The following is a 15,274-nucleotide window of genomic DNA, read 5'->3' on the forward strand; positions in this document are numbered from 1 at the left end:
TTATGGTTTCTCTAATTTCGCAACGTTAGCTGCCCTCTAACAAAGCGAAATCTTATGGTTTTTCTAATTTCGCGACGTTAGCTGCCCTTTAACAAGGCGAAATCTTATGGTTTTTCTAATTTCGCGACGTTAGCTGCCCTTTAACAAAGCGAAATCTTATGGTTTTTCTAATTTCGCGACGTTAGCTGCCCTTTAACAAAGCGAAATCTTATGGTTTCTCTAATTCGCGACGTTAGAAGTCCTTTCGATTCTCAATCCACAGCGTCGCATTTGCACTCAGTTAATTAAAGATTATAGTTACTGCGGATTTTATCTCTAATATGATAAACCCCATTCTATATAAAAAGTATCACTTATCATCTTGATCTTATATAGATCAGGGAATTATACGAATATCCTTAACATGTTGCAAATCACTTCATAATCTAAGTAAAGTTCGTTATCATTATTATTTAGTGTTACGAAATAACCGAGAAAGAAGTGATTTCCATTTCACAGCAAGAAAAAACGATAAAAAGAAACGTATTGATCATGTGGTTTGCAAACTTCTTCATTGCAGGAAGTATTACAATGGTTTTACCATTTCTATCTCTTTATATAGAAACACTTGGCAGCTTTTCAGATAAATATGTACAGAACTGGTCCGGTATTACATTTGGAGTCACGTTTGTTGCTGCCTTTATTTTTTCTCCTATTTGGGGTAAATTAGGGGACCGCTATGGAAGAAAACATATATTAGTTTTATCCGGTTTAGGGCTAGGTCTTTCGGTGTTTTTAATGGGTTTTGTGACGACGGTTTGGCAATTATTCTTATTACGGTTATTTATGGGAGTTTTTACAGGTTTTATTTCGATGTCCCAAGCCTTAATATCAACGCAAACACCGAAAAAGATAGCCGGAAAAGTATTGGGAACTCTCCAGACAGGGAGTGTAACAGGAAGTTTAATGGGGCCTCTAGTAGGCGGTGTACTTGCAGATACCTTTGGCTATAGTTCCACCTTTAAGTGGCTATCGATTATCCTTATTGCTTCTGCCCTTTTAGTTTTAATTGGTATTCATGAAAGTAAAATAAAGGAGGAAGATAATAGCAAATCTAGTTATTCTAGTAAAGAAGTAATCCATCATATCTTCCACCATCCAATGCTTCTCATGGTTATGTTGGTATCCATGTTTATTCAAATTGCTCATTTTAGTATTCAACCTATATTATCGTTATATGTTGGGGAATTACATGGTCCTGCAAGTATCGCTTTATTTTCAGGTATGGCTTTTTCAGCAGCTGGTCTTGGTAATTTAATGATGGCAAGGAAATGGGGGAAACTAGCCGACAGAGTTGGTTATATAAAAATACTAGTCACTCTGTTACTTTTAGCTGGTGTATTTTATTTTCCCGGAGCGTTCGTCACAAATATTTGGCAGCTAATCGTTTTACGGTTCCTACTAGGTATGTCTATTGGTGGGATTATACCTGTTAGGATCGCGTATATTAGACAAGAGGCTCCTATTGCTATGCAAGGTGAGGTGCTTGGCTACAATACGAGCATCCGTTTCTTTGGTAATATTATCGGTCCTGTTATGGGTGGTATACTTGCCGGTGCATTCGGATTTTCCTCTGTGTTTTTAGTTACTAGTATTCTTTTAATAGCATGTGGGGTCACTCTTTTTATAACACTCCAAAGACAAAACAGATTGCCACATGAGACACAATCCGTATAGAAAGAAGCATAAAAACAGGCATTATCCCGTATAGGATAGTGCCTGTTCATTTTCAACGTGCTAAAATATTATTTAAACAAATTACTAATGCTTTCAAATAAGTTTTCAAAGAAAGCAGCTACGCTTTTCCAGAAACCTTCATTGCCTGCAACTTCTTCAATTTTACCTTTTATATCCTTGGCTATGTCTTCTAATTGGCTAGAGACATTTCCAAAGTCGATATCAATCGCACGCATTTTTTCAAATAGGCTTGTAAGCATTTGGATATCCTCTGGACTTAATTCGATATTTAGCTTGTCTAATTGTGCTTGTACTATTTTTTCAATATCCTCTTTAGTAGCAGGATTCTGATCAGCAATTTCCTTCTTTATTTCGGTTAATAATTCACTGACCTTTTCTTGATTCATTCCTTCTTCGTCAGCAAGATCCGTCGCCACAGATAGCTCTTCATTAGCTACTTCCATTCGATCTTTATCTAAAGATTCACCATCAACATTATATGCTTTGTAAATACCTGTTAAAGCAGAGTGTCCACTTACTTTAAGTGGGGAAGCTACTTCTACTAATGCATTTTCAACCCCTGCAGTAAGTAGCGCATTTGCATACATCTCATTTGTAACCTCTGTAATATTTTCAGCATTTACAATGTTAACGACTAATCCGTAGCCTTCATCTTTCCGTGTGATTTTTGCAGATGAATAAAGGTTAGAATTCGGGTCACCATTAATATAATTAACAAGGTCTTCTGCTGTGATAATGTACTCTTGTACTGATTCAGGATCGCTAACATCAAGCAAACTTCTAACCTGTTCCTTTTGCGGCTCTGTTAACGATTCACCGTAAACAACGATAGGCTTTCCGAACTTTTCATCTATCGCTTCTGTTTCATCTCCATCACTAGCCATCACAACATTACTGAAGCTCAGTGCACTTGCTATAACTAAAGCTATGATTATTAGATACTTCAACCGCTTCATTCACAAATGTCTCCTTTTATCCTTATGATCCTATTAGGCTATCTTAGTTCCCATGCCCTTATGAGTAATAACAATAAAAAGATAGCAAAATTAGAAACCAACACGTTAATAATTTCCAAATCCCATTTCATAGGATTTACTATATATTACTTGTTTTTCATTGTAATGGAAAGAGGAAATTATACCTTTTCTAGTTTTAACTCTGCCTTATCCGATATATTAATAAACTGTTCATAACGATCTACTAGTAGGATAGAACTACCTTTTGGCAATAGATTGTGAACAAGTTTCCATTCTGTAAGCCAATCGATTTGTAATCCACTTACTGTACAACTTGCATTAGATAGTAGATTGTTTTCTTTTATTGAAATTCTCAACTTACCATGATTATCAGATTCACTTAACTCCTTAACCGCTATTATTATGTTAATAGGTTGATTAGTTTTAAATCTTTTTTCAAGTATTTCTTGGTAGATTTGTTTAATTTGAGTTTGAGGTAATTCCTTACAAATAAAAATACAATCTGCAGCAGGCAAATCTACCTGTTTCGCTTTTGATTTCCATTCTAAAAACTGCGACACTTCCAACCTTTTTTCTGCCAAGAAGTAAAACGTGCCGCTAGATTTTAGTATATTCAAAGCCATCTTAGTAAGGCTTTGTGGTACTCCAAATTTTTTTAACACATCTATGGTTAAAAAGGGTTGAAAATTCCCTTCATATGCCGAAAAATCTATTGCTTCAATCCATTTATTTTGTGTGTTCGATAATACTGCATCCGAATAAAAAATCATAAACAGCCCCCTATACATTTCTTACTTATACTATACGCGTAATCTTCCATTTTATGGTTAATAAATCGTTAATTTGTTGTAAATTTTGAATTTTATAGGATGGATAAGATTAAGTTCCCTCCTACCGATCCCTTGCTAAGATGAAGAAATTCTGGGCAAAGTTAAAGTATTTATATAAAAAAAGCCCCTCTTCCTATAGAAGAGAGACTCCACTTACTAACATTATTATCTTTTTGCAATTACATCGATTTCTACACCAACACCTTTTGGAAGCTTACTAACCTCCACACATGCACGTGCTGGGTATGGTTCACTTAGGAATTTAGCATAAACTTCATTAACCTTTGCAAAATTCTCCAAGTCTGTAAGGTAGATCGTAAATTTCGCAACGTTAGAGAACGTTAAACTTGCCTCTTTTAATACAGCCTCAATATTTTTCATTACCTGTTCCGTCTGTTCCTCAATACCTGTTTCCTCTACTTCACCTGACGCAGGATTAATTGGGATTTGTCCAGAAACAAAAACCAGATCTCCTAAATCTATAGCTTGAGAGTATGGCCCAATAGCCTGTGGAGCATCATTTGTATGTAATGCTTTTACCATAATTTTATCATCCTTCCTAATTCTATACTAAATAGATTTATTAGAATTTTAACATATTATTGATTTTTAGTAGACTATATAGGACAAGACATTTCGTGAAAGGATGAATTTTTATGATCAAGACGTTTCCACTAAGTACTTCTTACCAATCACAGATGATCGAGATTACTTCTGACATTCAACAGTTTATAAACGAACATGGAGTTACAGAGGGTATCGTCATTATATCCTCTCTCCATACAACAGCAGGTATTACAGTAAATGAAAATGCAGATCCTGACGTAAAAACTGATTTCCTTAGAAGATTGGATGAAGTTTACCCATGGGAGCACCCAAAAGACCTACATATGGAAGGAAATACTGCTGCTCATCTAAAAACAAGTACAGTTGGTCACGCTCAAACAATAGTTATTACCGACGGAAGGTTAGTACTTGGTACTTGGCAAGGTATTTATTTTTGTGAATTTGACGGACCGCGCCGTAACAGAAAGTATTTAGCTAAAATAGTTCAATGAAGCAATAAAAATACGCTTGGAAATATCCGAGCGTATTTTTATTTGGACAATTTTGTTATTTTAATGCTTGAGTAACTTTAAGTAGATCTTCGTGGATTACATAGTCAAAATATGAATCCATATGGGTTGCTTCCCTATTTATAAGGGCAGTTTTTAGCCCATGACCAATTGCTGCAAACGGAAGCTGATTAAACGGCATGACTTGAAGCGAAGTCCCTAGTACCAGGAGAAAATCACTATTTTCAATTATATACTCCGCTTCTCCATGCTTTATAATAGGATCACCAAATAATACAATATCTGGTTTCAAAACATCACCACACCCTAACGCTGAACAGAAGGGGACATCTTTTTCCATCACAAAATCCAGTGAATACTGTTCTCCGCAGCTTGGGCAAGTTGCTGTGTTTAAGCTACCATGATACTCTACTACATTCGAATTCCCCGCTTCTGTATGTAACCCGTCGACATTTTGAGTAATGATAGCTATATTTTTCTCCTTATCCTCTAGTTGCTTTAAATAACGGTGTGCTTCATTCGGCTCGTAATCTTTTAATAATTTCAGGTGAAATATTTCTTTATATTTAAGCCAAAAATCTTCAGGTTCCTCATAAAAATAATCACGAGACATATAGTATTCCCTTGAGTGATCTAATGTCCAAACTCCCGTTGTAGATCTAAAATCAGGAATTCCACTAGCTGTTGATACCCCTGCACCAGTTAAAACTGCTATCGATTTAGCTTGTTCGATTTCTAATGCTAACTCTTTCAACCTATTCATTTAAAGAGAGCCTCCTTTAATGACCTATTTTAAAAGAATTTTAGCATTTCATAAGAAAAATGCAAAAAGCAGTACCATCCAAATTTAGGTACTGCTTCTCACATCTATTCAATCTTCATCTATCCAGACAATCATTTCACCTGGTTCACGATTACACCACGCATAGTATGGTATCGCCTTAAAATCAGTAAATATTTTAGTTGGCTCATCTGTACTATATAATTCATTTCCCCATTCCGCTTCATCTACTCTAAGCGCCATCCCGGTTATGGTCACGATTCCCCCAAGCTGCGTTTCCTTATTAATTTGTAATTTACTACTTTTTGGTAGAGATATATTCCCCAAGTGTTTTCCATTGTCTACTTCTTCTAAGCAGTAAACTATTGGACCTCTTTGAAGTGCTACTTTCCCGGCATTAACCCTTACCTTTGGATTTGCTCTAATCCTTATAACTGGCATAGGTAACGTTAACGATACCTCATCTCCCTTTTTCCATAAACGATCAATATAAGCATAGCCTTTCTTAACTATAGAACCCAAATCAATTTGTTCCCCATTTATCTTAAGTTCTGGATTAGTACACCATCCTGGGATTCTTAACGCCAACGTGAAAGTACTCTCACTTTCAGGTGAAACCTTCAAGTTTACCTTCTCATCCCAAGGGTAATCTGTTTTTTGTTGAATCGATACAGGGATTCCATTCACAGTTACAACTGTCTCACTTCCAGCATATAAATGCACAAAAACGCTCTGTTCATCCTGTGAATAGACGTAATGTCCAATTGAGGAAATCATCCTCGCCAAGTTTGGTGGACAACATGCACAGAAAAACCATTTCTGCCTTACTGGTTTCACATGTCTTTTTTCAAACCTTGTGCTTGTTTCTGGCATTACCTCTAGCGGATTCACATAAAAGAATCCTTTCCCATCTAAATCCATACCACTTATTGTTCCATTATACAACGCTCTTTCCATCACATCTGTATATTTACTATTAACTTCAAGATTTAACATCCGGTTGGCCCAAAACACTAACCCGATCGAGGCACACGTTTCTGTATAGGAGACGTCGTTTGGAAGATCATATCCAAATGTGAATGACTCACCAAATTCACTTGAACCGATCCCTGCAGTTATATACATTTGTTGATTAGTCACATTATCCCACAGCGTTTCACATACTTCCCTTAACGAGTCATCATGCATTTTTTCAGCTATATCCGTCATTGCAATATATAGATATACAGCCCGTACTGCGTGACCAACTGCTTTATCTTGCTCTCTTACAGGAAGGTGTCCTTGGTGGTATCGGTGATCACCGTCAAAGAACCAATGTGGTTTCTCATCTCCACGTCTCTCAGCCTCTAAATCAAAATAATTAGGGTCTGTACCTCTTTGATCAATAAAGTATTTACTTAATTGTAAATACCGCTTTTCTTCTGTAACACTATATAGCTTCACTAAGGCCAGTTCTATTTCTGGATGACCAGGATAGCCTTTTAATTGTCCTTCATGATCACCGAACACTTCATCAATGTGGTCAGCAAACCTGCACATAATCGTTAAAAACTTTCTTTTTCCCGTCGCCTTATAGTAAGCAACTGCAGCTTCCATAAAATGACCTGCACAATACATTTCATGATTATCTCTAAGATTCGTCCACCTATTCCCAGGCTCTTTTACTGTGTAATAGGAGTTTAAATAGCCATCAGGCTGTTGCGCTCGACCCAACAAATCAATGACTTCATCAGCTGTTCGCTCTAACTCTTCATTCGGATCATTTTCTAAACTAAAGGCTACGGCCTCTAACCATTTAGCGACGTCACTATCTTGAAATACCATCCCATAGTATTCGCCTCTTGACTCTCCGGCAGCAATCCTAAAGTTCTCAATTGCATGACTAGGCTCCGTATCTGGCAATTGATCATTTAATGCCTTCCACTGGTATGGAATTACTTCATCCCTAACTACATCCATATAGGAACGCCAAAACTTATCTACAACTTTAACTTTTTCTATACCCTTCATTACCCTCACCTCATATAATTTAAATAATAGGCTCTTTTTCATAGCTATTGTTGCTTTGGCACACCATGTATAGAATCACCAGTAAAGTATTTTCTTATATTTACTTATTTGATGGGTGCGATCACTCGCTTCGGCAGAATACTCCGCTTTCCGTGGGCACGGCCTCAAGCCTTTCCGTGACGCAAAGAACGCTCTTCCGGGATCTTCGGACTCGTGCTGTTCCCACCGGAGTCTACGTATTCTGCCTACGCTAGATTTTTGTTATCTAGTCAGGTTTGGCTTAATACATGAAATGAATTAATTAAAACAGATCTCTCTTTTTAGGAATGTTATGCTAGTGGAGGAAATATACGGAGACTCCTCGAAAATACAACCCGATTTTCTTCGTGCGATGCATCGCTTCCGTAGCATCCCTTGTCCTGCGGGAACCGCGAAGACGATGAGACCCCACAGGGAGTGCTCTTTGCGACCGAAGAGGCTCAAGCTCCGCCCGCGGAAAGCGTAGTATATTTCCGGAACGGCTATCCAACATTCACTTAAAAAATATAGAACTTAGTTACTGCAGATTTTATCTCAACTCCGTCATTCCAAGAGCAATAAAAGTATGCTATTAGTGTAAAATAAACACCCACAAGAATACTTGAAGGTGTTTATTTGGTTTTCGGACAAAAGGCTCTATTTAACTGTTATTTTGGCTACTGCTTTTTTAGATGTTGTATCAATAGATTGTCCCGGGGCACCAAAGTACGGTGTTCCATCGTTATTCCAAAATAATCGTTGCACTCTCGCATGACGATTATGATCGTACAACGGATTTCCGACTATCTCCTTATATGGACGAGCATGGTAGACTAATAAATCTGTTTCTCCATCTTCCGCTACAGTAAAGCTATTATGTCCAGGTCCATATTCACTGTTTTCCTCACTGGAAACAAAAACTGGCTTGTCACTTTTTTTCCATGATGCAGGATCTAATAGATTACTATCCTGCGGTGCAGTCAATAACCCCATCAAATAACGATCATCAGTTGCACTTGCAGAATATGCTACAAAGATTTTACCATTTTTCTTAATTACAGCTGGCCCTTCATTTACATAGAAGCCTTCTTGTTCCCAATCATACTCAGGTGTTGATAATAAAACTTGCTCGCCTTTAATTGTCCATGGATTTTCCATTTCAGCAATATAAAGGTTTGAGATCGAGTCATTATCAACCTTTTGCGCCCATATTAAATAGCGTTTTCCATCATGTTCAAATGTTGTTGCATCAAGAGAAAAACTCTGGAATTCTGTGTTAACCTGACCCTTCTCAATCCATTCACCTTCTAGAGGATTCTCTGCACTCGATTCCAATACATATGGTCGTATTGCCCACACATCATCTCTTTCACCTGCAGCAAAGTGTATATACCATTTATCATCAATAAAATGTAACTCAGGAGCCCATATGTGTTCAGACATTATTCCAGATTCATGTTTTTCCCATAGCACTTTCTCAGGAGCTTCCTTTAAGCCTGCAATTGTTTTTGCTCTTCTTAAAACAATCCGGTCATATTCTGGATACGAACCTGTAAAGTAATAGAAACCATCTTTATGCTTATAAACATATGGGTCAGCTCTTTGCTCCACTAACGGGCTAGGATAGGATTGATTTTGAAGCGTACCCTCTATTTCAAAAGTACCGGCTTGCTTTAACTTTTCTTGCGCTACCTCTTCCCATGCCACTTTCAATTCAGCAGATATACCATTCTCAAAACTTACATTAACCTTTTCTGGAAGTACTGGATTTGTGCCTTGCTTAGTTTCTACTTCAACTTGTTCAACAGTAGTAAGCTTAAAAGATTGTGTTGTTTCCATTGTTAAGTGTCCTCCTAAAAAAATATTGAATTATTTAAATACTAGATTTGATATTGGATAGGTAATCTCTTCTTTTTTTAACTGATTAATTAGAAGTAAACCGGTACATCTATCACGTAGATTATGTGCTGTATTCAAACTTTCTTTGACGAGATCATTTGAAATTCCTAGTTCAGATGTTTGGCTAGGGCCTCCTACACATTGTAGCAAGGCTATTAATTTCTCTGGGTCCGGCAAAGCCTCTATTTGCTTTTTGATCTCTTTCCAATGCTCTTTTAGCGGTTGATAATAATCGGATAAGTTGAGTTCGTTATCTAAATCAAACTCTGAGGCAAATTTTTTATAAAGGGCTGTGATGATTGTCGTCGCCACTCCAACTTTCGCCCCGTGTAAAAGTTGCTCTTTATCCTTTTTTAATAAATCCATTTCCCACCAATGCGATAAGTGGTGTTCTCCACCTGAAGCAGGGCGTGAGAAGTCGAGAAGAAGCATGACTAGCCCTGATTCTATAAGGGCGTCGACTAGAATTTGAATCCCCTCTGTATCTGCATTAGCAATTTTATCTACATGACGGACGCAATTTTCGAGAGAGTCCCTCGTAATCTCAGCTGCTAGCTCATTATATGGCTCTTTACCAACTAATCTAGATACCTCCCAATCTAATAAGGATGTATATTTACCTAAGATGTCACCAAATCCTGCAGCAGTCATCTCTCTTGGTGCATTTTTTAAAATAGACAAGTCGGCAAATACAGCTAAGGGTGCTGTAGTTTGCACTGTTTTCTTCACACCTTTGAATATGAGCGGTGCACCTTTTGAAGTGAAACCGTCCACTGATGCAGCTGTTGGTACAGATATAAATGGAATATTCATTTTGTGACCAACAAAACGGACAACATCATGTATTGTTCCAGAACCTACAGCGATTAGTAAATCTGTCGTAGTTGGTGTTTCTGAGAACAACTGTATCATCGTTTCTTCATCTGCAATTACTTGACCATATTTATTAGGTTCTAATATAACAAGATGAAATTGTAACCCATCCTTTTTCAATCGTTCCGCTAGTTTTTCTCCTGCTACTTTGTTCGTTATTTGATCAGCAACTATAACCAGTTGTTTAAAGGAACTATCCTTTATATAAGTTGATACAGAATCGATACTATTTTCTTTCACTTCAATAACTGGTAACTTAAAATCCTTAACATGTAAACTCTCTGCTAAATCATTAATTTTAGAAGCCATCTTCTCCCTCTTTTCAAAAACAAATAGGTTGGGCTGACTAAAATTGTCTGCATTGACTATTAGTCAGCCCTTTTTACCTCAAACCTTATGCTTTATTTAGTAATAGTTAACCACCTATTACCACTTGGGTCAGGACAAGTCTTGTAAGCCAATTTCGCTCTAAATTGGACTAGGCAGCCACAATGTCCACATGTATTGGTATATGCTAATGAAGGACATTCCTGACATCGGCTAAGTCTTTCAATGTATACACGGTCATCAACAAGGTCTACTTCTAATGCTAATTGTTCTTTTACTAGCTGTTCAACCTCTGCATCCGTAACAATGACAGATGCTGAACATCCTTTACAACTCATTTATCCGTTCACCCTTTACTCAAACAGTTAGTAGTACGACAGACATAGGCGGTAATGTTACAGTTAATGTACTACCATTTACTTCTACCCCATTAAATTCAGTAGGCTTAACTGCTTCTGGGTTCTCAAATGTATTGCGGTCATTTTTTTCTTTACTTGTTAGGATTGTGCCTTTTACATTAGCTAGCTTTTGTTCATAGCCTCTTAGATCAATCGATACAGTAGAATTAGCATCCATTTTCACATTACATAATGTAATATTAACTTCTCCATTATTACTTTTGGATGCAGATACATGTACATCAGGTAGTTTATTTTTATCATTTTCTTCTATTGAGGTTTCAACCGATAACAATGATGCATCTTGGTGAACTTTATACATATCAAACACATGATAAGTAGGTGTTAATATCATTTCTTTACCTTCAGTAAGTACCATAGCTTGAAGCACATTGACCGTTTGTGCAATGTTAGCCATTTGCACGCGATCACTATGATTATTAAAAATATTTAATGTAACACCCGCAACTAACGCATCGCGGATTGTATTTTGTTGATATAAGAAACCAGGGTTTGTACCAGGTTCAACATCAAACCAAGTTCCCCACTCATCTACAATCATGCCAATGCGTTTTTCAGGATCGTATTTATCCATGATTGTACCATGCTTTGTTACAAGCTCTTCCATGTGTAATGCTCTTTGCATCGTAATATTCCACTCATCATCAGTGAAGTCTGTAGCAGAACCCTTACCTAACCAGAAATCACCCGGGATTGTATAGTAGTGTAAACTTAAACCATCCATAAATGGAGCAGAGTTTTTCATTAAAACTTCCGTCCAATTATAATCATCTATGTTAGCACCACCAGCAATTTTAAAGATTTTGTTATCACCATAGTTCCTTACATAAGTTTGGAATTGTCGGTATAGATCAGAATAATATTCCGGCCTCATATTACCGCCACATCCCCAGTTCTCATTACCCACACCAAAGTATTTCAATTTCCATGGTTCTTCTCTACCATTTTCTTTTCGCCAGTTTGCCATTGGAGATTCACCATCAAAAGTTAAATACTCTACCCATTCGGACATTTCTTGAACTGTTCCACTTCCAACATTTCCATTAATATAAGGCTCTGCTCCTAGCATTTCACACAGCATCATAAATTCATGTGTACCAAAATGGTTATTTTCAACAACACCACCCCAGTGTGTGTTAACCATACGTTTTCTACCTTCACGTGGTCCAACACCATCCTTCCAGTGGTATTCATCTGCAAAGCAACCACCTGGCCAGCGTAAAACAGGGATATTTATATTTTTTAATGCCTCTAACACATCGTTTCTGATCCCGTTCGTATTTGGAATAGGTGAATCTTCCCCTACCCATATCCCCTCATAAATACATCTTCCTAAGTGCTCAGCAAAGTGACCGTATATATTTTTGTTAATTGTTCCTTTCACAGCATCTGCATTCACGATAATTTTATTTGACATGCTTACACCTCTTTAAGTTATTTTTTTAAATTTAATCAAGGGTTTATTTCCTGAATTACGTTGTATGCGCTTCCAACTAATACAAATAGGTCTCGCTTGTAGAATTGAAACTATAGTATTATTTATTACCCCCCCAAACATAATTGTACGTATAAGTGGTTATATTTAAATTATATATACTTTACCTTGTCATTTCAATGATTTTACTGTAAATTACATTGTTACATATGTACTAATTTATAAAGGAGCATCTAAAATTAAATAAGAAACCTCATATATTGTACGTACATATTCAGATTTGATTGGAGGAATTGTTTTGTTTGATCGAAAATAAAAGTGATGACAAGTAATCCACCACTTTTTATACTCCTATCCCTTTTTATTAAATATTAAGCTTATCTAAGATATTTCTCGTAGATTGGCGTTCTACCAGTTCTGGTATATAGACTTTAGATGCCACTTCTTTCTTTCCCTCTATTAAATCTACTATCATTCTAGCAGCTACACTACCTAATTCACTCTTTGGATGTGAAATAGAAGTTAGTTTTACTTCAGAGATCTCGGCTAATATTGTGTCATCATAACCAATAACTGAAATATCCTCAGGTACCTTAATATTATTTTCTCTAAAAATATCTAATAAGTAGATTAGAAGTTGATCGTTATAACAGGCAATTGCTGTGGGTCGATCTCTTGTAGATGAAAGTAATAACCTAACGTCCTTGATCGGTTTATCGCGCTCCGTTTCTGTAGTAAACGTGACAATATTTTTGGGGTTTAAAGGGACTCCATAATTTCGATGTGCTTTGATATAGCCCTTTAGTCTTTTTTGACCTTGCGCATCATCGGATTTGTATATCCCAATTATTTCACGGTGGCCTTGCTTGATAAGGTACTCGGCTTGTATGTAGCCGCCACGTTCATCATCTACCACTACACTGTATGGATCTAGTTCATCGTATTTAGCGTTTATCATAACGTATGGTATCCCTTGTTTTTCTAAACTAATATAGTAGTTTAGATTCGGATTTCTGGAAGCACTTCTCGTTGGTTCGATAATAATTCCTTGATAATGTCCAGACAATATCGATTCTAAAACGCGTTTTTCTTGATCATGGTCATTATTAGTATTAAAAATACTTACATTATATCCTTTTTCACTTAAATAGGATTCTGCTCCTCTAATAATAGTCGGAAAAATATACTCCGATATATAAGTAGTCATTACGGCTATACTTTTTTGAGAATGAATCGTATGGTTCTTATCTTGAAAATTGGCTATATCTGTACTATAGGTACCAGATCCTTGTTCTCTATGGAGCCAACCTTCACTAACTAACTCCCCTACTGCTAACCTAACCGTATGTCTACTTACGTTGAACCGCTCCATCATCATACTCTCTGAACTTATTTTTTGGTTTGGAGCAATTAATCCTTCTAGTATCTCAGATTTTATCTTATTTTTAATTTTCTTATATTTTGGTTCCTGAGCCATACTAATCACCACCTCTTTGCATATGATTGCGTTTTCATTAACGCTAATGTTAAAATCCTTTATTCCCTTTTTATAAGGTAAGGAATTTTAACTTAACTGATTAAAGATACGTTCACTACAAATAGTAAAGGAGGCTTATTTTACACAAGCTATTTCTTAGGCTCTTTTGTAGAGTTTCGTACCACTAGTTCTGGTTGGTAGACAATAGATTCTACACTTTGTTCCATTCTTTTTACAGACCCGCTTTTTTCTTTAATCATATCTAATATCATTTTGGCAGCCGCCTCGCCCATCTCACTTTTTGGATGTTTTACTGTTGTTAATTTAACTTCAGATACATTAACCATAAAGGAGTCATCAAAGCCAATTATAGATAGTTCTTCAGGAATAGATAAATCCTTGTCACGAACAACATCTAGTAATTTAATCGCCAATTCATCATTGTAACTAACAATTGCAGTCGGTCTTTCTCCAATATTTAGCGATAAAAGTTTGTCTAATACAGCAATGGGTTTAATTGCTTTTTCTTCCGAGCTATACGTTACAATATTGCTAGGGTTGATCGCTAAACCGTTGGAACGATGCGCTTTTAAAAAACCCTTCATTCTCTTGGTTCCTTGAATATCATCATTCTTAAAGAAGCCGACGATGTTCGTATGGCCTAACTTAATTAAATGATCCGTTTGAATAAAGCCACCCTTTTCATCGTCCATCGTAATACTTATTGGCTCTAACTCATCATAGTAAGCATTAATCATCGTGTAAGGAATGTTTTGTCGTTCCAAATTTAAATAATAATTAATGTTTGGATTGGATAAAGCACTTTTCGTTGGTTCAATAATAACTCCCTTAAATTGCTGAGTTAAGATTGTCTCAAGGAATTTTCTTTCGTTTTCATGGTCATTGTTTGTACTAAACAAGCTTACTTGGTAATTTTGTTCACTTAAATATGACTCTGCCCCTCTAATAATCGATGGGAAAATATAGTCAGAAATATGTGTAGTTATAATCGCGATATTATTTTGGTTAGCAGCAGAAGCATTAGCATCTTCAGCTGACCGGTCAGCACAGAATGTTCCAGCACCTTGCTCTCTATATAACCATCCTTGGTTAACTAAATCACCTACCGCAAGTCTTACCGTATGACGGCTAACACCGAATTCCTTCATCAGTTCACTTTCAGAACTTATTTTTTGATGTGGTTGGAAAGTACCGTCTAATATCTTTGATTGAATTGCCTGTTTTACCATATTATATTTCGTTTGCATAGGACACCTCACAAAGTTCTCGTTAAACAAATACGTACAAATTATATAAATATTATATCATTTCTAGTACTAATACTATATATTGAATATCCTCTTCATTTTTAGGCCCTAAAATAATAGATATAATTTACTTAAAATGGAGGACAG

Annotated in this window: 13 protein-coding genes; 2 read left to right on the forward strand and 11 right to left on the reverse strand. The window is 36.4% G+C overall.

The features are described from left to right. Positions 1-531 precede the first annotated feature (531 nt). A complete protein-coding gene (locus H7K77_RS14310) occupies positions 532-1,716 on the forward strand; it encodes an MFS transporter (protein WP_186578704.1) in 1,185 nt (394 codons plus the stop codon). Positions 1,717-1,784: 68 nt separating this feature from the next. On the opposite strand, the gene H7K77_RS14315 is transcribed toward H7K77_RS14310, so the two are convergent. The 3 genes from H7K77_RS14315 to H7K77_RS14325 all read right to left on the reverse strand — a co-directional run bounded on the left by H7K77_RS14315 (position 1,785) and on the right by H7K77_RS14325 (position 4,087). Continuing rightward, entirely contained in the window at positions 1,785-2,693 is a 909-nt protein-coding gene (locus H7K77_RS14315; RefSeq protein WP_186578536.1) for a DUF1002 domain-containing protein, read from the reverse strand. Positions 2,694-2,872: 179 nt separating this feature from the next. Beyond that, complete coding sequence (locus H7K77_RS14320) at positions 2,873-3,484, reverse strand: hypothetical protein (protein ID WP_186578537.1); 612 nt, start codon at positions 3,482-3,484, stop codon at positions 2,873-2,875. A 225-nt stretch (positions 3,485-3,709) separates the two neighbouring features. Then, a complete protein-coding gene (locus tag H7K77_RS14325; protein WP_186578538.1) occupies positions 3,710-4,087 on the reverse strand; it encodes a RidA family protein in 378 nt (125 codons plus the stop codon). 113 nt (positions 4,088-4,200) lie between these two features. On the opposite strand from H7K77_RS14325, the gene H7K77_RS14330 reads away from it, so the two are divergent. Then, positions 4,201-4,602: a secondary thiamine-phosphate synthase enzyme YjbQ gene (locus tag H7K77_RS14330; RefSeq protein WP_186578539.1), complete on the forward strand. Its 402-nt coding sequence runs from the start codon at positions 4,201-4,203 to the stop codon at positions 4,600-4,602. A 55-nt stretch (positions 4,603-4,657) separates the two neighbouring features. On the opposite strand, the gene H7K77_RS14335 is transcribed toward H7K77_RS14330, so the two are convergent. From H7K77_RS14335 to H7K77_RS14370, 8 genes are all read right to left on the reverse strand, one after another. Next, a complete protein-coding gene (locus H7K77_RS14335) occupies positions 4,658-5,383 on the reverse strand; it encodes an NAD-dependent protein deacylase (RefSeq protein WP_186578540.1) in 726 nt (241 codons plus the stop codon). Between the two features lie 108 nt (positions 5,384-5,491). Beyond that, on the reverse strand, positions 5,492-7,411 hold the full coding sequence (locus H7K77_RS14340; protein ID WP_235988945.1) for a glycoside hydrolase family 127 protein: 1,920 nt from the start codon (positions 7,409-7,411) through the stop codon (positions 5,492-5,494). Between the two features lie 675 nt (positions 7,412-8,086). Further along, positions 8,087-9,268, reverse strand: a complete 1,182-nt coding sequence (locus tag H7K77_RS14345) for a family 43 glycosylhydrolase (protein ID WP_186578542.1) — start codon at positions 9,266-9,268, stop codon at positions 8,087-8,089. A 30-nt stretch (positions 9,269-9,298) separates the two neighbouring features. Then, positions 9,299-10,510: a sn-glycerol-1-phosphate dehydrogenase gene (locus H7K77_RS14350; RefSeq protein ID WP_186578543.1), complete on the reverse strand. Its 1,212-nt coding sequence runs from the start codon at positions 10,508-10,510 to the stop codon at positions 9,299-9,301. 92 nt (positions 10,511-10,602) lie between these two features. Further along, positions 10,603-10,866 carry a DUF6171 family protein gene (locus tag H7K77_RS14355; RefSeq protein WP_186578544.1) on the reverse strand — a complete coding sequence of 88 codons (264 nt, stop codon included), beginning with the start codon at positions 10,864-10,866 and terminating at the stop codon, positions 10,603-10,605. Positions 10,867-10,885: 19 nt separating this feature from the next. After that, the gene (locus H7K77_RS14360; RefSeq protein WP_186578545.1) at positions 10,886-12,364 is read right to left on the reverse strand and encodes an alpha-N-arabinofuranosidase; all 1,479 of its coding nucleotides are present in this window, start codon (positions 12,362-12,364) and stop codon (positions 10,886-10,888) included. Positions 12,365-12,746: 382 nt separating this feature from the next. Beyond that, complete coding sequence (locus H7K77_RS14365) at positions 12,747-13,859, reverse strand: GntR family transcriptional regulator (RefSeq protein ID WP_186578546.1); 1,113 nt, start codon at positions 13,857-13,859, stop codon at positions 12,747-12,749. 149 nt (positions 13,860-14,008) lie between these two features. Continuing rightward, positions 14,009-15,127, reverse strand: a complete 1,119-nt coding sequence (locus H7K77_RS14370) for a GntR family transcriptional regulator (RefSeq protein ID WP_186578547.1) — start codon at positions 15,125-15,127, stop codon at positions 14,009-14,011. Between the last annotated feature and the right edge of the window lie 147 nt (positions 15,128-15,274).

Source organism: Aquibacillus kalidii (assembly GCF_014280935.1).
GTDB classification, from domain to species: domain Bacteria; phylum Bacillota; class Bacilli; order Bacillales; family Amphibacillaceae; genus Aquibacillus_D; species Aquibacillus_D kalidii.